Raw genomic sequence first — 19,966 nt, forward strand, 5'->3', positions numbered from 1 at the left:
AGGTCAAAAAATGGATCTTCGCCTACCGAAGTTTATGCTTCCTCAGAAAAATGGTTGCCGCGAAAACATCGTCGGCTACAAAAAACAACTTTGTAACCATTCCAAAAAACGACAAAATACTGTTAGTACCTGTTAGAAAACACCCACCGCTTTTGTCCCGCTTTAAATATATTTGCCTAAACATACATGCGGTGCAAACCGTTGTTCATTCAAACTTACATCTGCCATGGCAAATAATTTTAAAGAAGCAAGCGTTGACGAAATAAACCAGGTAATGCAACAAGCGCAAACTGCATTTGAAGCTTACCAGCAAACCAGCATAGAGCAAAAAAGCCTGTTTTTAGAGGCTATCGCTACCGAAATTGAAGCTTTAGGCGATGCCTTGCTGCAAAAGGCATCCGAAGAAACCAACCTGCCTATTCCCCGCTTAACCGGCGAGCGCGCCCGCACCACGGGCCAGCTACGCATGTTTGCCACCATGCTACGCGAAGGCAGCTGGGTAGAAGCCAGTATTGATACTGCTAATCCGGACAGGGCACCATTGCCGAAACCCGATGTTCGTAAAGTGCTTACACCGCTTGGCCCGGTAGTTGTTTTTGGGGCAAGTAATTTCCCTTTCGCTTACTCAACCGCAGGCGGCGATACCGCGAGCGCTTTAGCAGCAGGCTGCCCCGTAGTAGTAAAAGCGCACCCGGCCCATGCCGAAACTTCGGAGATGGTGTACAGCGCTATTAAAAAAGCCATTTTAAGCAGCAATATGCCTGAACATATTTTTCAGCATGTACATGGCACCTCGTTTGAAAGTGGCAAAGCTTTGGTGCAGGCTGATGAAACAGCGGCAGTTGGCTTTACCGGATCAACCGTTGGCGGTTTGGCATTGCTGCAATACTCATCGCAACGCAAAAAACCCATCCCTGTTTTTTCTGAAATGGGAAGTATAAACCCGGTTGTATTTTTGCCTGATACTTTAAACAAAAACGCCGCCGACCTGGCCGCACAATATGCCGGCTCAATAACTTTGGGCATGGGCCAGTTTTGTACCAACCCGGGCCTGATGCTGGCTATTGAAGGCGACGGACTTTACAGTTTCCTGGATAGCCTTGGCAAAGGCATTGAAGCTATAAAGCCCGCCAAAATGCTGCATGCGGGTATCCATACTGCTTATGAAAAAAAGAGCCATGAAGCGTTAACGCAGGATGGTGTTAAGGTGATCCAGAAATCGGCTACCGAAGCATACGATATTGAGGCGTTACCAACCGTAGCCCTGGTAAGCGGCGAAACTTTTTTAGCCAACCCATTACTGCACGAAGAGGTTTTTGGACCATACTCACTGATGGTAAACTGTAAAGACGAGCAGGAACTGCTTAAAGTATTAAAATCGGTATCGGGCCAGTTAACCACCACCGTAATGGGTACCGACGAGGATTTTGCAGGGCATAAAGCTTTACTACAATTACTGCCATCAATTGCCGGCCGTGTATTGTTTAACGGCGTACCAACCGGGGTTGAAGTTTGCCATAGTATGGTTCATGGCGGCCCTTTCCCGGCTACTACCGATAGCCGCTTTACCGCAGTGGGCACCAACGCCGTAAAACGCTGGGTTCGCCCGGTATGCTACCAAAACTGCCCTGATGGTTTATTGCCTTTGGCGTTGCAAAATGCGAATCCTTTGGGAATTTGGAGGCTGGTAGATAATGAGTGGAAGAAATAATTAAGCTTGACACCGGTAACTTAGCATGATGCCGATTTATTAATAAATTAGCATCATGCTTCTTTTCAAATCCATTGCGGACGTTATTAATTATCTGAAAACCCATTTAGGCGATACCGATATAACCCTTAATAAGGGAGCAAGCCAAAATCAGATAGAAGCTGTAGAAAACGCCTACAACATAAAATTACCGGACGACATCCGGCAGTTTTATGAATTCACAGACGGTTTTATATCTGATGAGGATATGTTTAGCATCATTCCACTAAACGATATAATAGAGAATAAGGAACAACGCAATTATAAAGAGTTGTACATAGCCGAGTTTATGATTTATTGTGACACATGGGAGTTGATAGTAAACCCGGATAGCAATAATGACTATAAAATAACCACAATAGACAACACCAACGACAACATCGTTTTGACAAATTCTTTTGTCGAGTTTCTCAGAAGATTCCTAATTGGTGGATTATACGATAAGAATGGGTTGTATGATTGGAGAGTTCAATTAAAAAGATAATCTAACTATTTTCCGTTCAAGGCGTTGTTACCACCGTATGCGAACCATCAGGATTTACCACGATAGTTGTGTTGCTGGTTGCTTTAACCGCAACTGAATGCGTGCCATCAGGATTTACAATAACCAGGGTTTGCCCGTTATCTATCATGGTAGTGTGTGTACCATCGGGGTTAACGATTGTTGAGGATGATCCATTTTTTATTATTGTAGAATGTGTCCCGTTTGGATTAACAACAGTGATGGTTGCCCCATTATCTATCCACAACGAATGTGTACCATCTGAATTGGTAGCAGTAGTTGTTTGCCCTGTTTGCGATACTACCGTATTTGTACCATCGGGATTTACTATGGTAGCTGTTTTCCCGTTTTTAATTATAGTAGCCAGTTTACCGTCTGGGTAAACAAAGGTAAAATTGTACGAACTGTCTTTACTTGATTTTACAGCATTATACACTGCAAGGTCGTTGGTGTTAAATATTGCTGTTTGCTGGGCAAATGCAGTACCGCTAAAAGCAATGGATAACAGGATGACGATAAGTTTTTTCATGATGAAGCAGGTTTCCGAATTTGACTATAACATCCGGAAAAGGTTTAATAACCATTTTCAAAAACTCAAGTTACTGCTTCAATATTGTTAGCCATTCGGCTACTTACTTCCCAAACCGCTTTACCACATCGGGTGCGGCACCTGCAAGTTTAATTTTATAGCGATAGCCGCCGTTAAAAAAATCTTCTTCGCGTAAAAACTCGTGGGTATTTTTACTTATCCAAAAGGTTTGGGTATAGTGCTGGCCTTTAAAATCGGCTTCGGTAAACAGCTTCCAGCAATCAACTTTTTCGTTGTCCAATGTGGCCAGCTCTTCACTGCCGGTTACTTTGTAAACCGCGTATTCCGGAGTGTTGCTCACCACATCATAAAAATTGATGGCAAATGTTTTGCCGGCCGCAAGAGGCAGCATCTCAAAAGTTTCTATATCCAGGTTCCAGTTAAAATAAGGCTCTTTAACATTTAGCAAAAAATCCTTCGCCAGGTTATTTTTCACGGTATCGGCACCGGCAATTTTAGCAGCGCCCCAATTGAATGCTTTGGTTTTTGTGCCTATGGTTTCTGAATGATAAACCGGCGTAAAATCCGCCGCCCTGTTTGCCGAGAATGTCGACCGGTACGATGCGCTGTCGGCTGCATACCAATGCTGGGTTACGGTGACTATCTCCTCGCCGTTACGATTGCCTGTTTCTACATCGCGTAGCCAGACAGACATGCGCAACCTCCTATCGTCCTTAAGATTTTGAAAGTACACCAGGTATTGCCGCAACCCCGGTTTAAGGTTGGCTATAACAAGGCGTTTATCTTTTAAACGAATAGTATCTGTTTGCGCCATTACCTTGGGGCAATGCGCAGTCAGCAACAATAAAGTAACGGTAATGGCTATTATTTTTTCAACTATATGTTCCGTTTTCATGGTAATTTAATGGGCCGGCAAGGGTGGTTAATTCTATTTATTTAATCAAAGCTGCGTTTTCGGCTCCGGCAATAAAAATCATTTCAACGGTTGCAGTTTTATTTTTAACGTGTTTGCCTTTTTGTTCAATGAACGGTTAGGCTTTATCGGCAAGCGTAGCGCAATGCTATTAGTCATTTTCAAATTCTCAAATTTTCAAATCCTCAAATCAATCCCATCCAACCAAAAACCTTACCTTTACAACCCCATGTATCTGCAGCAGCTATCAGTTATCAATTTTAAAAATTACGAGGAGGCCGAACTTGTTTTCAGCAAGGGTGTTAATGCCTTTACGGGTAATAATGGCGCGGGCAAAACCAATTTGCTTGATGCTATACATTACCTGTCGCTTTGTAAAAGTTATTTTAACCCGATAGATAGTCAGCAGATAAAACAAGGCTCCGATTTTTTTATCATAACCGGTGTTTTTAACAAAAGCCAGCAAACCGAGGCCGTAGCTTGCTCGGTAAAACGGAACCAAAAAAAACAGTTTAAGCGTAATAAAAAAGATTACCAGCGCCTGGCCGATCATATTGGCTTGCTGCCATTGGTGATGATATCGCCCTATGATACCAGCATTATAACCGAAGGAAGCGAGGAACGCCGCAAGTTTATTGATAATGTAATATCGCAAACAGATAACCATTACCTTGATGAGCTGATAACCTACAACAAGGTACTGGCCAACCGCAACGCCCTGCTGAAGCTGATAGCTGATACGGGCCGGTATGACCCAAGCCTGCTGGAGGTAATGGATGAGCAGCTGGTACAGTCGGGCAACCGTATATTTGAACGCCGCAAGGCTTTTATGGAAGGCTTTACCGAAATATTTAACAAACACTACAGCTTTTTAAGCGACGATGCCGAACTGGTTGAACTGGCTTACGAATCGCAGTTATTACAGGATGATTTTGCCGGCTTGCTAAAAAAAACGGTGGAGCGCGACAGGGCTCTTGAACGTACTACCGCCGGTATCCACAAAGACGACCTGCAATTTGGCATTCACGGCATGGCCATGAAAAAATTCGGGTCGCAGGGACAGCAGAAATCATTTTTAATAGCACTTAAACTGGCGCAGTATACTTTTTTATACCAGCAAAAAGGATTTAAGCCTTTGTTGTTACTGGATGATATTTTTGATAAGCTGGATGATGAACGCGTTACCAAACTAATGAAAATGGTGAGCAACAATGATTTTGGACAAGTATTTATTACTGATACCAGCATAAAGCGGGTAAGTGAAATATTTGATAAAATTGCTGTGGAGGTTAAATTATTTAATGTGAGCAAAGGAGCTATTGATGCGTAAAACAAACGATAAATCATTAAAGGAAGCCATTGAGCAAATGCTTAATGTATACAAAATTAAGCGTAGATATGATGAAACCGGCGTGGTCGCGGCATGGCCCGAGCTGGTGGGTAAATCGGTAGCAAACCGTACCAAAGAATTATTTATCCGCGATAAAAAATTATTTCTTCGGATTGAATCATCGGTGATAAAACACGAATTGATGCTGATGCGCAGCCAGATTATAGATAAAATTAATGCTGAAGCAAGAGGAATTTTGGTTGAGGAGATTGTATTCCTATAAACTCACCTGCAAAAAAATACCCTGATTGGGAAAACCGGGTAATAATTGCACCAAACCAAAAGCGTAAATAGAATATTACCTCTCTCTTGAGATACGAAGCTGACGTGCGCGGATATGTTGCCTGATGCCAAGGTCATCAGTAATCATGGAGTATATTAAAATAAACAATCCGGGGATAACAAAAGCTAATTGAACTTCGGGGTGGCTTTTATAAAGCAATATTGTGCATGTACATAAACATACAACAATCAGTGTATATATAACAACCTTCAAAAACAATTTCATATTTAAATGAGTTATTGGGATTTTGCCCCGGTTTATAATATTGTTTAGGTTAACAAAAAATTCAACCCCGTTTTGTAAACTTACAAATTTATATTTAACAACACAAAACCCGCACCAAATTTATTTATGGATGTAACGTTTGCATTACATCCATAAATACCTGATTATTAAAACCGCTCGAACGCCGAGAAAAAGAAACTGCCTTCAATTGCGGCATTTTCGTCCGAATCGGATCCATGAACAGCATTTGCGTCAATTGATTTAGCAAACAGATTACGGATAGTACCTTCCTCTGCTTTAGCAGGATCGGTAGCGCCAATTAGTTTACGAAAATCTTCAATAGCGTTATCTTTTTCCAAAATAGCCGCTACTATCGGGCCCGACGACATGAATGTTACCAGGGCATTATAAAAAGGACGTTCTTTATGCACTTCATAAAACTGGCCTGCCTTTTCGGCGCTTAATGCTGTGTATTTAAGGGCGATTATTTTAAAACCGCTTTTGGTTATCTTGTCTATTATAGCACCAATATGTCCGTTTGCAACGGCATCTGGCTTAATCATGGTAAAAGTTCTGTTTGTGGTCATTATATTAATTATTTTTTGGTTGTGATTGAAATGCGATAAAGTAGACTGCCGGTTGCTTGCCCCGGCCGCCAATGGTTGCTTTATATTTAATATTTTGCCGCAAAAGTAGCTTTTTACATCTGTAAGATAAAGCTTTTTGTGTTAAAATAGATGGTTTGTATTTAATTTATTTATTTAGCTTTGCAACTCTTTTTTAAAATTGATGTTAGATTTAGCCGCGCTTACAGAACTTTTAGCAAGCCCCAGAAAAATAGTGATCACTACCCATCATAAACCTGATGGTGATGCTATGGGCTCGTCATTGGGTTTGTACAATTATTTGATACAGCAAGGCCATCATGCCACGGTTATTGCCCCTACAGATTACCCTGCTTTTTTAAGCTGGCTGCCCCGCAATGGCGATGTTATCATATATACAGAGCAGATCGAAAAGTCGGCAACGTTAATTGCCGATGCCGAGCTTATATTTTGTCTTGATTTTAATGCCTTAAGCCGCATCAATGAAATGGGTGTCTTGGTAGGCGAAAGCAAGGCTTACAAAATCATGATAGATCATCACCTGGAGCCGCAGGATTTTGATGACTACCGCCACTGGAACATTAATGCCTGTGCAACGGCCCAGCTTATTTATGATTTTATTGTTAACGAGCTGCACCATCGCGAATTGATTAATGCCGATGTAGCAACCTGCTTATACACTGGCATCATGACCGATTCAGCATCGTTCCGCCTGCCCAATACCACATCAACCGTGCACCGCATTGTTGCCGACTTGATTGATTTGGGCGCGGTTAACTGGCGTATTCACGAACTGGTGTACAATAGTGCAACCGAAAACCGGTTAAGATTTTTAGGACATTGCCTGGCAAATTGCCTTGAAGTGCTGCCCGAATACCATACCGCAATTATTGCCGTTAATAATACCGACTTGCATAAGTACGATGTTGATACCGGCGATACCGAAGGCATTGTAAACTATGCACTATCAATGGCGGATATAAAACTGGCCGCTTTTATAGTGGAACGTAGCGACAGGGTAAAACTTTCGTTACGGTCAAAAGGCGAATTTCCGGCAAACGAAATTTGCAAAAAATATTTTGATGGCGGCGGTCACCGCAATGCGGCCGGCGGTCATTCAAGTAACACCCTTGAACAGGTTGTACAACAATTCAAAACCATTTTACCCGAATATAAAAAACTATTAAATCAATAAAATGAAACAAAAATTAATGTTCCTGGCCATTGCTGCAATTGGATTTTCAAGTTGCAACGGAGGCTTTAAAAAAGGAGATGCTGGGTTACTTTATAACATCCACACATCTAAAGGCGGTACCCATATTAAAGACGGCGACTTCGTGAGCGTAAATATGATTGTAAAAACCGATGGTGATTCGGTATTGAGCAATACTTATGATATGGGTCACCCTATCATCATTATGCCAATGCCTAAACCACAGGCTAAAGGTGATATTTATGCCGGCCTTGAATTGCTTGGCGAAGGTGATAGCGCAACTTTTAAAGTACCAACCGATTCGATATTTAAAGGTGGCCAGCAACGTCCGCCAAACCTGAAAGGCAAATTTTTAATATTCCAGGTTAATATCAATAAAGTATTGGCAAAAGGTTCACTTACCGAGCAGGTTTTCCGTGGCAGGGTACAGGATTACTTAAAAACCCTTACCGAAGCGATGAAAGCACAGGAGCCAGGCAAAATCAAAAAGTACATTGCCGATCATAACCTTAAAGTTACAACTACCGCATCGGGCTTAAACTACGTTATTACTACACCAGGTACAGGCCCAACTCCGGCAGTTGGCGATACCGCTGTTGTTAACTACACCGGCAGGCTTCCAAATGGTAAAATATTTGAAACCAGTGTTAAAGAAATAGCCATAAAAGAAAAACAACCCATTGAACCAGGTCGTCCGTTTGCACCTCTCCGCATCCCGGTTGGCCAGGCTAAAGTAATACCAGGCTGGGACGAAGGTTTGCAATTGATGAACAAAGGTTCGAAAATCACCTTGGTTATCCCTTCGGCTATTGCCTACAGAGATCAGGGTGTTGGCCCTATCGGCCCATTCACACCAATTATTTTCGAAATGGAAATGGTTGAAATTGTGAAACCTAATCCAAATGCACCAAAACCGGTTATGCCGCAAATGCAAATGCAACAGGCGCCAAGCCAGTCGCAACCTACTCAAAGATAATTTATAACGCTTTTACAGCCTTCCTGACACGCGTCAGGAAGGCTTTTTCTATTTTTATGAAAAACATTTTTTATCTATTAACGGCCCTGTTTGGCATAGCTACGCTAGCCGCCCGTGCACAAAACGGTATGCAAACCACACCTGCCGGCGCCCAATACCAGATATTTACTCATAACACCGGCGAAAAAATTAAACTGAACGACATCGTTTATTTTAATTATATCCAGATGACAGATAAGGATTCGGTTTTATACAGCTCATTTAAAACAGGTAAGCCTCAACCGGCACAAATCCGCCCATCGCAAAATGTAGCCGATTTAATGGATATTTTCCCGCTGCTTGCCCTGAATGACAGCGCAATGGTGAAAGTACCAACCGATTCTATTTTTAAGGGGCATGAAGAAGCGCGCCCGCCGTTTTTCCCTAAAGGCAGCAAGCTGGTGTTTATCCTTAAAATAATCAAAGTACAATCGTTACAGGAAGCCATGGCCGAACGTACCGCTGCTATTGAGAAGATGAAATCACAGGAAGTTACTGAAACCAACACCTACATAACGGCCAATAAACTAAACCCTGTTACAACAGCATCCGGCTTAAAGTATATTGTAACCAAGGCATCTGCCCTGCGCAAGCCGTTGGATGGCGATACGGTAATGGTTAATTATACCGGCAGGCTGCTCAATGGCCAAACATTTGATTCCAGTATCGAAGCAGATGCAAAGGCAGGCGGCGTTTATCAGCAGGGACGCCCTTACGAGCCGCTTCCGGTAGTTTTAGGCGAGCATCGCGTAATACCGGGCTGGGAAGAAGGCCTGGCTTTACTGCGCGAAGGATCAAAAGCCAAATTCATTATCCCATCAAAATTGGGCTATGGCGAGCAAGGTATGGGTAACGGCGCTATCCCGCCTTATGCCACACTGGTGTTCGATCTTGAGATTGTAAAGGTAAAACCCGGCAAACATACACCCGTTGCTGCCAAGCCATGCGTTAAGCACACGGTAAAGAAAAAAACAACTGCAGCTAAAAAGAAAAATTAAGCTTAAAAGCCTTCCTGATAAACCGGGGAGGCTTTTTACTTTTGCAACATGGTATTAACAGACACACATACCCATTTATACTACGAAACTATTCCCGGTAAACGCGCCGCCCTTGTGCAGCGTTGTATCGACAATAATATCAGCCGCCTGTTTTTGCCCAACGTAGATACGGCATCGGTACCCCTGGTTTATGACCTGGTACAGGCTTATCCCGGTTTATGTTACCCTATGCTGGGCCTGCACCCATGCTCGGTAAAGGCAGATTGGGAGCAGGAACTGGCAAGCATTAAAGCGGCGCAGGGGCAACATCCAATTTACGCCATAGGCGAAATTGGTATCGACCTCTATTGGGACAAAACTTTTTTAACCGAACAGGTTGAAGCATTCAAACAGCAAATTAACTGGGCAAAAAGTCTTGATTTGCCCATCGTAATTCATTGCAGGGATGCTTACAACGAAGTTTATGAAGTATTACAGCAGGAAAATGACGATAAGCTACGCGGCATATTCCATTGTTTTGGTGGCACTGTGGAGCAAGCCCAACAGGTGATTGATTTAGGATTTTACCTGGGTATAGGCGGCGTTGTTACCTATAAAAATTCGGGGCTCGACAAAGTTGTGGCCGAAATTGATTTAAAGCATATAGTTTTAGAAACAGATTCTCCGTACCTTACGCCCGTTCCGTTCCGGGGTAAACCTAATGAAAGCTCGTACTTGATTTATATTGCCCAAAAAGTGGCGGACCTGCACCAAACCAGTGTGGAGGAGGTTGCGCGCGTAACAACCGAAAATTCTAGGCTGATATTTGGAATATAATAATTGAAATGTTTATACAGCATAATACTTAATTAATGAGCCAGATACTGATCATTTACACCGGCGGTACCATAGGTATGATGAGCGATCCTGTAACCAAGGTGCTTAAGCCTATCAACTTTGAGCAAATAATGGATAATGTGCCCGAGTTGGAGAAACTAAACTGCCGGATTAAAGTACATTCTTTCGAAGAGATCATTGATTCATCAAATATGAACCCGGCCATCTGGAGCGACCTGGCCGGCCTTATCGAATCCAATTATCATGATAATGATGGTTTTGTGATCCTCCACGGTTCAGACACCATGGCTTATACCGCCTCGGCGTTGAGTTTTATGCTCGAAAATTTAGGCAAGCCCATCATTTTTACCGGCTCGCAATTGCCAATCAGCGCTATCCGTACTGATGCCAAGGAAAACTTGATGACCGCCATTGAAATTGCAAAGGCCAAGAAGAACGACCGCGCCCGCGTACCCGAGGTATGTATCTATTTTGATTACAAACTATTCCGTGGTAACCGCGCCTTTAAATATAATTCATCAAAGTTTGAGGCCTTCCGCTCGCCAAATTATCCCATCCTGGCCGAGAGTGGCGTGCACCTTAAATTCAGTGCCAACGATATCAGGCACCCACACGACGGCGACGAGCTTATCATCCACAACAACCTTATCAGCGATGTAGGTGTATTAAAACTTTACCCTGGCATAGGCACAAAAGTAGTTGAGGCCATTTTAAATGCCGATGTACGAGGCGTTGTAATGGAAACTTTTGGGGCGGGCAATACCACAACCGACGCATGGTTTATCAACCTGCTGGAGAAAGCCATTAAAGACGGTAAAGTGATTGTAGATATCTCGCAATGCAAAGTAGGTACGGTTGAACTTGGCCGTTACGAAACCAGCAAGCAACTTAAAGATATGGGCGTAGCCAACGGTTACGACATGACTTTTGAATCGGCAGTAACCAAAATGATGTACCTGCTGGGCAAATTTGACGACCCGGCCCTGGTAAAACATTATATGGAAACGGATTTAAGGGGCGAGATAACGGTATCGTAAAAAGGTTTCCCAATAGGTTTTAACTTTTTGACTTAATCAAGCGTCTTCCCGTTAGATAACAACGTAGCACGCTTTGTGTACATGGATATAGCGGTTAAATCCGTATATCAGCCAGATCACCTTGGCACATAATAGGCCAGGGTGCGGTTATTGAATATCACAAACCTATTTATCCGATCGGATCAACATCAATTCTTATCGGCTCATATCGGCTCAAAATTTAGTTCTTGGATAGTACAAAACCTATTTGCAGTAGGTATATTCTATCGGATCAACATTAGCTCTTATCGGCTCATATCGGCTCAAAAAGATTATTAATGTTTATATTTGTATATGAGTAAAGTTAATATTGGCCTGTTAACACTGAAGCTTGACTGGAAGCTTATTGCATTAATTAGTGATATCAATCGTTTCGATGCAGAATGGAAATCTATAGAGCGCAGAGAAGGACAAAGCCTGAAAGAACTAAAATCCATAGCGACTGTTCGAAGCGTAGGTGCATCTACCCGCATTGAAGGGTCAAAGTTAAGTGATGAAGAGGTTGATGTACTTTTAAAAGATATTGACATTTCGAAATTACAGGAAAGAGATCAACAGGAGGTTGTAGGCTACTTCGAGGTGCTGGATATAATAAATGAATCTTATGAGGACATCCCAATTACAGAAAGCGGACTAAAAAACCTACATAATATTTTAATGAAATATAGTGAAAAAGACCAATGGCATAAAGGTGATTATAAGCAACACACCAATGCGGTACAAGCTCAAATGCCAGATGGATCTTCACAAATAATTTTCAGAACTACTGAACCCGGTTTTGCCACGGTGGATGCCATGCGTACAATGATTGATTGGTTTCATCAGGATAATGTAATTGACATATTAGTTAAATGCGCCGTTTTTAGTTACGAGTTTGTAACTATCCACCCTTTTCAGGATGGAAACGGTCGCTTAAGCCGCCTCCTGTCTACGTTGCTTTTGCAAAAGGCAGGCTACCAATGGATACAATACGTTAGTTTAGAGCACGAAATAGAATACCGAAAGACAGAATACTATAGAGTACTTAGAAGTTGCCAGGCACAGCGGCCTGGCGAAGATGTAACGGAATGGATTGTTTTTTTTCTTGATTGTTTGAAGAACGTACAGGATTCACTCATGGAAAAATTGAAAATCCATGGGGTGGAGCAACAGTTAACAAGAAGAGGAAAAATGATATTAACAATAATTAGTGCAAATCCAGGAATAAAATCTGGCGAAATTGCTAAGAAATTAAATTTATCCGCTCCTACCATCAAACGAGCCCTAAGTAAACTATTGACATTCAATTTTATTAAAGCAGAAGGAAATGGGCCAGGTACAAATTATCATATCGTTTAGCTCTATCTGGTACCGGGTGTAAATCAAATTGTCGCTAACGGACTATTTGGGCTAAAGCCCTTAGCTTCCAATTTATGCTTACCCGCCCCTTAAAAGGGACGGCAATGAATGATTTAATTCATTGCCGTTGGCTGAAGCCAACGGACAAAGATCCAACAAAAATAGGGCTTTAGCCCAATTAACGGATATAATCGGCAACCTTCGGCAATATTCGTTTAGCGACAATTTGATTTACGCCCTCTGGTACCCCGTTCGTAGATTTTAAATTTAACAAAACTCACAATGGCCTTGGCTTCGGCACTTTAAACTAAGATCCCATATCTGTATCGGCTCAACCGCATTCATTTTGCAATCTTCATTCTACCCTAAATACCGTTTCATCATCAAATCGGTCTGCAAATCATCACCCAGCCAAAAAGGATGCGAGCCAAACACCTCAAAACCGTTCTTTTTATAAAAAGCCAGCGCCTTGGCGTTGTGCTCCCAAACACCAAGCCATATGTAGGCTTTCTTCATCTGCACGGCAATATCAAGCGCCTTATCAAAAAGTAACTGGCCAACCTTTTTGCCATGGAAAGCTTTCAGCACGTAAATTCTTTCTACTTCTAAAGCATTATCGTCCTTTACGTCGGTTTGTGCCGGCCCGTGGTTAATTTTTACGTAACCAACTATATTACCATCAACCTGTGCCATGTAAAATTCCGAATAAGGGTTATTAACCTCGGTGGCCAGCTTCTCGTCGGCAAAAGCAGTCGTCAGGTAATCCTGCATATTTTCGGGCGTGTTTAAGTGCGCGAAGGCTTCGTTAAAGGTTTCGATACCAATTGCTTTTAAAGCCTGGATGTTTTGCATATCCACTTTAATAAACCGGATGCCGGCGCTGTTCATGGTCATTGTATCGGTCATGATGATATTATTGAGATTCAAGTTGTAATACGTTGTTAAATAAATTCTCCTGTTCTGCCGGCACGTAATTAGCAGCACACTGGGCATTGGCCAGATGTCTGAAACGCAGGTAAAGCAGCGCCGATGCTACCAGCAGGCCACTGTAAAGCCCAAGCCAAACGCCTGTTAAGCCCATAGGGGTATGCAGGCCCAGTAAAAAAGCTACCGGCAAGGCAACGCCCCAGTAAGCGGCCAGGTTAATTAATACCGGGTATTTTAAATCGCCCAGGCCCCTTAGTATGCCCAGGCTTACCACCTGCAGGCCATCGAAAACTTCTAACCCGGCAGCTATAACAAACAGGTTGCCCACTATACTCACCACCAGCGGATCAACCGAGATAACTTTAGGCAAAATACCTTTTAAAACCAACAACAGCACCCCGGTAACCAGGTGAAATACAATAGTAAGGTGATAGCTCGCCAACGCCGATGCACGCAGTAAATAAAACTTTGCCTGCCCCAAAAAGTAGCCGGTTTGAATGGCCGCCGCCGTGCCTATACCGTTAACCGCGTAATAAATAAACGACAGATAATTCATGGCTATCTGGTATGCTGCCAGCTGCCTGGCCCCTATTATCCCTACTATAAAAACCGCCGCGCTAAATGCGCTTATCTCGAAAATGTTTTGCAACACAATGGGAACGCTGGTGGCCAGAATTTTTTTGAACCGCCCCACATCAAACTGAAAAGGGCGGCAGCCTTGCAGGAACTTATTAAACCGCTGTTTTTTAAGCACAAACGCAGCCATAATTATGGCCATCAGCCCTCTATCGATAATAGCGCTGTAACCTATGCTTTTGGCGCCCATGGCCGGCATGCCAAACAAGCCTTTTACCAATATAATACCAACTACAATATTGATTACATTTCCCCAGATGCTCACCTGCATAGCCAGCCTGGTAAAACCCAAACCTTCGGCAAACTGCTTAAACGATAAAAACAACATCAAAGGGATAATAGATAATCCCAGCAATACCAGCAAGGGTTTGGCCTGTCCCACCACTGCCTTATCCAAGCCAATATGTGCTATTAAGTATTGCCCGCCAAGCCATGTGATAATTAACAGCATTAGCCCCGTCAGGATATTAACTACCACGCTGTGCGACAACAGCCGGCCGCATTCCAGGTAGTTACCGGCCCCGTTTTCGCGTGCAACCAGCGGGGTTATGCCATAGGATATACCGATGGCAATAATAAGCATCAGGTTAAAAAACCCATTGGCAATAGCCAGCGCTGCAAGCGGTACCGTACCGGCAAAGTGGCCCAATATAATGGACGCCGAAAAGCCCACTAACGGATGCCCCACCTGCGATATCATTACCGGGTACGCCAAACGCATGGTAGCGCTGTAATGGGTTTTATATTTTTTAAAAAAAGTCAAGCGGATTTTTATTTGCTGTAAAAGTAGCCTATCTATAAATGCTAAAAAATGCTTATTTTAGATTAATTAATGATTTTTACGCATTAATAAATATGGATTTACAGCAGATAAAAAACTTTTTGGCCCTTGCAGACGAACTTCATTTTTGGAATACATCGGCCAAACAAAACATTACCCAATCGGCATTAAGCAGGCAAATTAAATCGTTGGAGGATGAGTTGGATGTGCAGCTATTTGAGCGCACCAAGCGGAGTGTTAAGCTAACCCCCGCCGGCGAGTTCCTGAAAACCAAATGGGCTGGTATTGTAGATGAGTTTAATTTCATCCACCAGTTTGCCAAAAAAATCGAGCTTGGCGAAACCGGGTCCATCCGGATAGCGCACCCGGATTCTATTTCGTTTTCTACCCTCCCGCAGCTGATACTTGATATCTCCATCCGCTATCCCGAACTAAAGATTGAAATGATACAGCTGGCTTATGAAGACGAACAGGAGTTTTTAACCAAATACAAAATCGATCTCAAATTCAGCCGCGACATGAACCGGCTGGATAATATCAGCTCGATGAAAGTACAGACAGATCACCTGGCCCTGGTATTGCCCCAGGATCATGCGTTTAAGGAACTGGCCGATATTACCGATGAATCATTACAAACGCAAAAATTTATTATGCCGCGTTCCAACAGCAGCAGCAGCTACAGCCAGCTTACCCACCAGGTGTTTGAACACTACGGCATATCGCCCGAGTCTTCTTATACATCCGATTTTGGATCAACCATCATTTCGCTCATCACCAGGCAATTCGGCATCAGCATAATGCCTTACTCCTACGCCAACCAGGGCTACCAGGGCATCCGGTTTATTGAACTTCCTTTTGAAAGCAACCTGTTTGTTCACTGGCGAACCGACGACCACAGCCCTATATTGAAGAATATTTTAAGAATGGTTGAGGGGCTGGCTTAGGAAGGAGAATGAGGTTCAAATTAGAAAAATGTTATGCTTTCTTGCTTACCATTAGCATGTACTATAAATATTCTCTTTTGCCATTTTCCATTTCATAGTTCCCGGATTTTATAACTCAGGATGACATGTCCAATTTCCCTGCCATCCTTATCAGTTTAGTGTTAACCATGATAAATATAAAAAATTGATTATCAAATATTTATAAATACAATGCCTAAAATATGTTAAGTTATGTTAACCCAATTAGATGCGTTTGTCCTGGGCCAACAGAAAGTTCGCAAATCATTATTCGAATTTTAGTCAAACCCGGCCCTCTAACTTAATGAGGCTCCCGCCGCAACCGGCTCTATCTTCAATGCCTTTCCTTCGCGCAGCAGCTCCTGGGTAATAGCACGGGTATACGTTTTGATCTCTTCCTGGAAATCGGCTACGGATGCACCGGTACGGATCTCTTCCAGGCGTTTTTCCCAGTTACCCGTCAGTTCGGCCTGGGCTATTTGCTGGTTTTTTACTACCTGATATACCGCCAGCCCGGTTGGGGTAGGTACCAGGTTCTTTTTTTCGCGGAGGATGTAATTGCGTTTCAGCAATGTTTCGATAATGGAGGCACGGGTAGCCGGAGTGCCCAGGCCGCTATCCTTCATGGCGTAGCGCAATTCTTCGTCGTCAATTTCTTTCCCTGCTGTTTCTAAAGCTTTAAGCAGGCTGGCTTCGTTATACAGGGGCTTGGGCTTGGTTTGTTTCTCTAACAAAGCCTTATCCGTAATAGGCAACGTTTCGCCTTGCTGTACTTTGGGCAGGGTTGGGTTTTCCTCGTCCTTTTTTTCCTCGTCGGTATCGTTAAATACGGCGCGCCAGCCTGGTGTTTGTATAACCGTACCGCTGGCCATAAACAACGAACCCGATTCGATGGTGATCTTGGTGATCTCCTTAATACAATCCTGGTGAAAGGCTTCCAGCATGCGGCCGGCAACCATATCGTAAACGGCCTGTTTATCGGGCGTTAGCTGGTAAGGAGGTTCGCCAGTGGTTAATATGGCATGGTGATCGGTTACCTTTTTGGCGTTTACACTGCGCTTGCTCAGCTTGGCGCCCGATAACAGGGTGGCCTGTTTGCCGAAATCGGGATGCTCCTTTAGTTTTTCAATCAAATCGGGTACGCCTGCAAATACATCATCGCCAATGTACCGGCTGCCGGTACGCGGGTAGGTTACCAGCTTGCCCTCGTACAGGTTTTGCAATATGTTAAGGGTTTGGTCGGCAGTGAAGCCTTTGCGCTTGTTGGCTTCCTGCTGCAGGCTGCTCAGGTCGTGCAATAAGGGCGGTGGTTCTTTACGGGGCTTGGCCTCCACATTAATAATATGAGCACCCTGCGGAAAGCCTGATGCCACATCCTGTACCTTATCAAAAATAAGCTGCGCTTCCTCTTTAGTTTTAAAGTTATTCACCGAGATGGCTTTAAACACCTGCCCATCCTTATCGGGTTGTATGCTTACCTGATAGTACAACTGGGGCACAAAGTTTTTATTATCCAGATAGCGCGAGCAAATCATGGCCAGTGTAGGCGTCTGCACCCGCCCCAGCGACAGTACGCCCCTATTGCCCGACGACAGGCTTAAGGCCTGCGTGGCATTCATCCCAACCAGCCAATCCGACTGCGACCTGCAATGCGCAGAATTGAACAGTGTGTCGTAATCGCTGCCTGGTTTCAGGTTGCGGAAACCTTCTTTAATTGCTTCATCAGTTTGCGACGAGATCCACAGCCTTTTAAAAGGCTTTTTGCATTTTAAATAATAATAAATATAGCGAAAGATGAGTTCACCCTCACGCCCGGCATCCGTGGCTACAATAATTTCGGTAGCTTCATCAAACAGGCTTTTAATAATATCCAGCTGCTTTTTAACAGATGGATCGTCAATCATACCATCCTTTGATTTCACCTTGCGGATAGAGAGTTTGAATTTGGGCGGCAGCATAGGCAGGTTTTGAACGCTCCAGCCGTAATAGCCGTACTCCTGCGGTGCCGCCAGCTGCAACAGGTGACCAAATGCCCAGGTAAAAGTATAGCCTTTACCCTCCATATAGCCGTCTTTTTTGGTGGTAGCGCCAAATACTTTGGCAATTTCGCGGGCAACGGACGGCTTTTCGGCTATAATAACTTTCATGTTGGTTCATTAGTTCACTGGTTCATTAGTTCATTGGTGAATAGTTTGATACTCATCGCTTCCATATACGCGGCTTGCTTTGTTTGCAAACAGTGCCATGCACGAGGCGACCAATAAATAAATTTAGAACCGGGGAACAAATATATAAACTAAAGCGCCCTACGATGCAAACTAATTACCAACGAACCGGCAGACTAATCTAAGAAGCTGTTTAAATTTGATTCGAATTATTTATTAACCTTTGCGCGCAACTTTTTCGGGGCCAATTTCGACTTATACTTACCCAACACCCAAAACAATTGATCACATGAAAAAAAAGCCCTCATCTTTCAGTTTTATCGCTGCATTTTTATTAGTAACCGGTTTGATACTTTGCTGTCCGATTGCATCGCCGGCACAAGATTGTAATTGCGTCACCAACTTTGAGTGGATGGTAACAACCTTCGAGAAGAACGACGCCGGTTTTCAATACGTAATAGATAAGAAAGGGGTGGACGATTATCAAAAGCATAACGCAACGTTTAGGCAGAAAGTAAAAAACATTACGAAAGTATTCGACTGTCAGGCCGCGTTGTATAACTGGCTCAAGTATTTCAGGCCAGGGCATATCGGCATATCGGTTATAAATCAGCCACAATCGGCTAACAACACAAAATTTAATGTCGATTCTGTTCGGCAGGTGTACAAGAATACAAAGACCATAGACCTCACCGAAGGGCAGTTTATTTCCGTTTTAGCGAAGAAAAAAAACAAGAACCCGGTTGAAGGTATCTGGACAGATGGGCGGTACGTGATAGGTATTATTGGCGATAACAAAGACGCGATGAAATATACAGGCTTTATCATTAAAGCCGACAGTGTTTTCTGGATGCCCAAACAAATTAAAGTTGACATGACACTAAATCCCGATAAAAAAGGATTTACGGCCAGCTACTATATGCAAAACCATTCAACGCGGCCCACCCAGGCCAACCTGGTAACCGGAACCAATAATTTGTTGGTATTGTATAACGCCTACTGGACCAGGGTACATCCCGAAAATCCGCCCACAAAAAAGGAATCGATACTAACATCCTTTTCAAGATCGCCGGTGCCATTCATCGAAAAGCTGAGCGATAAAACCGTGTACCTGCGTATTCCCTCGTTCCGGGCCGATCAAAAACGGATCATCGACAGCTCTTTGTTGAAATATGATGCCATGATCAAATCTGCGCCTAATCTTATCATCGAAATCCGGAATGGTACAGGCGGCTCAGATGCATCTTATGAAAAGATCATCCCATATCTTTATACATCCCCTATAAGGGAGGTTGGCGTGCAATTGCTGGCAACGGAATTGAACGCCGCAGCACACGAGAACTATGCAAAGCAGTATGATGATACCACCAACAGGAACTACTGTTTACACATTGCCAAAAAGATGCGAGAGCATCTGGGAGCTTTCATAACCATGTCTGATCATATAGCCGATAATGACACCCTGAAAGAAGTTTTACCATATCCCCAAAAAGTGGCGGTTATTTGCAATCAGAACAACGGCAGCACCGACGAGCAATTCCTGCTGGCGGCAAAACAAAGCGCTAAAGTAAAAGTATTTGGCCGCTCGACATTTGGTGAGCTGGATATTTCGAATATGAATTATGTCGATTTCCCCGATAAGAAATTTCAGTTGGGTTATTGCATGAGTAAAAGTTTCCGGATTCCCGGCTTTATGATAGATGGTGTAGGTATTCAGCCAGATTATTTTATCGACGACTCCATTAGCGAAACCGACTGGATCGACTACACCCAGTCGGTGATAGAAAATAAATAGCCGCC

General features: G+C 43.4%; 18 protein-coding genes. 12 read left to right on the forward strand and 6 right to left on the reverse strand.

The annotated features are described in order from the left end of the window. Positions 1-226: 226 nt before the first annotated feature. Positions 227-1,711, forward strand: a complete 1,485-nt coding sequence (locus tag AC1RM2_RS12365; RefSeq protein ID WP_492985387.1) for an aldehyde dehydrogenase (NADP(+)) — start codon at positions 227-229, stop codon at positions 1,709-1,711. 55 nt (positions 1,712-1,766) lie between these two features. Further along, entirely contained in the window at positions 1,767-2,234 is a 468-nt protein-coding gene (locus AC1RM2_RS12370) for an SMI1/KNR4 family protein (RefSeq protein ID WP_492985388.1), read from the forward strand. 16 nt (positions 2,235-2,250) lie between these two features. Here AC1RM2_RS12370 and AC1RM2_RS12375 read toward each other — a convergent pair whose 3' ends face one another. Next, complete coding sequence (locus AC1RM2_RS12375) at positions 2,251-2,781, reverse strand: hypothetical protein (protein ID WP_492985389.1); 531 nt, start codon at positions 2,779-2,781, stop codon at positions 2,251-2,253. A 103-nt stretch (positions 2,782-2,884) separates the two neighbouring features. Next, entirely contained in the window at positions 2,885-3,697 is an 813-nt protein-coding gene (locus AC1RM2_RS12380; protein WP_492985390.1) for a DUF3108 domain-containing protein, read from the reverse strand. Between the two features lie 247 nt (positions 3,698-3,944). On the opposite strand from AC1RM2_RS12380, the gene recF reads away from it, so the two are divergent. Together recF and AC1RM2_RS12390 are read left to right on the forward strand one after the other, a co-directional pair. After that, the gene (recF, locus tag AC1RM2_RS12385; protein ID WP_492985391.1) at positions 3,945-5,045 is read left to right on the forward strand and encodes a DNA replication/repair protein RecF; all 1,101 of its coding nucleotides are present in this window, start codon (positions 3,945-3,947) and stop codon (positions 5,043-5,045) included. Then, positions 5,038-5,328, forward strand: coding sequence for a DciA family protein (locus tag AC1RM2_RS12390; protein WP_477358752.1), 291 nt, complete (start codon positions 5,038-5,040; stop codon positions 5,326-5,328). Before recF ends, AC1RM2_RS12390 begins: the two co-directional genes overlap by 8 nt. A 452-nt stretch (positions 5,329-5,780) precedes the next feature. On the opposite strand, the gene AC1RM2_RS12395 is transcribed toward AC1RM2_RS12390, so the two are convergent. After that, positions 5,781-6,200: a nucleoside-diphosphate kinase gene (locus tag AC1RM2_RS12395; protein WP_492985392.1), complete on the reverse strand. Its 420-nt coding sequence runs from the start codon at positions 6,198-6,200 to the stop codon at positions 5,781-5,783. A 202-nt stretch (positions 6,201-6,402) separates the two neighbouring features. Between AC1RM2_RS12395 and AC1RM2_RS12400 the strand changes: the two genes are divergently transcribed. The 6 genes from AC1RM2_RS12400 to AC1RM2_RS12425 all read left to right on the forward strand — a co-directional run bounded on the left by AC1RM2_RS12400 (position 6,403) and on the right by AC1RM2_RS12425 (position 12,695). Then, positions 6,403-7,413: a DHH family phosphoesterase gene (locus tag AC1RM2_RS12400; RefSeq protein WP_492985393.1), complete on the forward strand. Its 1,011-nt coding sequence runs from the start codon at positions 6,403-6,405 to the stop codon at positions 7,411-7,413. 1 nt (position 7,414) lies between these two features. Then, positions 7,415-8,407: an FKBP-type peptidyl-prolyl cis-trans isomerase gene (locus AC1RM2_RS12405; RefSeq protein WP_492985394.1), complete on the forward strand. Its 993-nt coding sequence runs from the start codon at positions 7,415-7,417 to the stop codon at positions 8,405-8,407. A 56-nt stretch (positions 8,408-8,463) separates the two neighbouring features. After that, positions 8,464-9,444 (forward strand): FKBP-type peptidyl-prolyl cis-trans isomerase, encoded by a 981-nt coding sequence (locus AC1RM2_RS12410; RefSeq protein WP_492985395.1) that lies wholly within the window; start codon positions 8,464-8,466, stop codon positions 9,442-9,444. A gap of 48 nt (positions 9,445-9,492) precedes the next feature. Then, positions 9,493-10,260 (forward strand): TatD family hydrolase, encoded by a 768-nt coding sequence (locus AC1RM2_RS12415; protein WP_492985396.1) that lies wholly within the window; start codon positions 9,493-9,495, stop codon positions 10,258-10,260. A gap of 35 nt (positions 10,261-10,295) precedes the next feature. Continuing rightward, on the forward strand, positions 10,296-11,318 hold the full coding sequence (locus tag AC1RM2_RS12420) for an asparaginase (RefSeq protein ID WP_492985397.1): 1,023 nt from the start codon (positions 10,296-10,298) through the stop codon (positions 11,316-11,318). Positions 11,319-11,651: 333 nt separating this feature from the next. Beyond that, a complete protein-coding gene (locus AC1RM2_RS12425) occupies positions 11,652-12,695 on the forward strand; it encodes a Fic family protein (RefSeq protein ID WP_492985398.1) in 1,044 nt (347 codons plus the stop codon). A 360-nt stretch (positions 12,696-13,055) separates the two neighbouring features. Here AC1RM2_RS12425 and AC1RM2_RS12430 read toward each other — a convergent pair whose 3' ends face one another. Both AC1RM2_RS12430 and AC1RM2_RS12435 read right to left on the reverse strand, forming a co-directional pair. Then, complete coding sequence (locus AC1RM2_RS12430; protein WP_492985399.1) at positions 13,056-13,601, reverse strand: GNAT family N-acetyltransferase; 546 nt, start codon at positions 13,599-13,601, stop codon at positions 13,056-13,058. Positions 13,602-13,608: 7 nt separating this feature from the next. Next, positions 13,609-15,021: an MATE family efflux transporter gene (locus tag AC1RM2_RS12435; RefSeq protein WP_492985400.1), complete on the reverse strand. Its 1,413-nt coding sequence runs from the start codon at positions 15,019-15,021 to the stop codon at positions 13,609-13,611. A 92-nt stretch (positions 15,022-15,113) separates the two neighbouring features. Between AC1RM2_RS12435 and AC1RM2_RS12440 the strand changes: the two genes are divergently transcribed. After that, positions 15,114-15,983 (forward strand): LysR family transcriptional regulator, encoded by an 870-nt coding sequence (locus AC1RM2_RS12440; RefSeq protein ID WP_492985401.1) that lies wholly within the window; start codon positions 15,114-15,116, stop codon positions 15,981-15,983. Between the two features lie 314 nt (positions 15,984-16,297). On the opposite strand, the gene AC1RM2_RS12445 is transcribed toward AC1RM2_RS12440, so the two are convergent. Beyond that, positions 16,298-18,148, reverse strand: a complete 1,851-nt coding sequence (locus AC1RM2_RS12445) for a DNA topoisomerase 3 (RefSeq protein WP_492985402.1) — start codon at positions 18,146-18,148, stop codon at positions 16,298-16,300. A 307-nt stretch (positions 18,149-18,455) separates the two neighbouring features. On the opposite strand from AC1RM2_RS12445, the gene AC1RM2_RS12450 reads away from it, so the two are divergent. Continuing rightward, positions 18,456-19,961, forward strand: a complete 1,506-nt coding sequence (locus tag AC1RM2_RS12450; RefSeq protein ID WP_492985403.1) for a S41 family peptidase — start codon at positions 18,456-18,458, stop codon at positions 19,959-19,961. Positions 19,962-19,966 lie beyond the last annotated feature (5 nt).

Source organism: Mucilaginibacter sp. GW822-FHT03E02, from assembly GCF_058801545.1.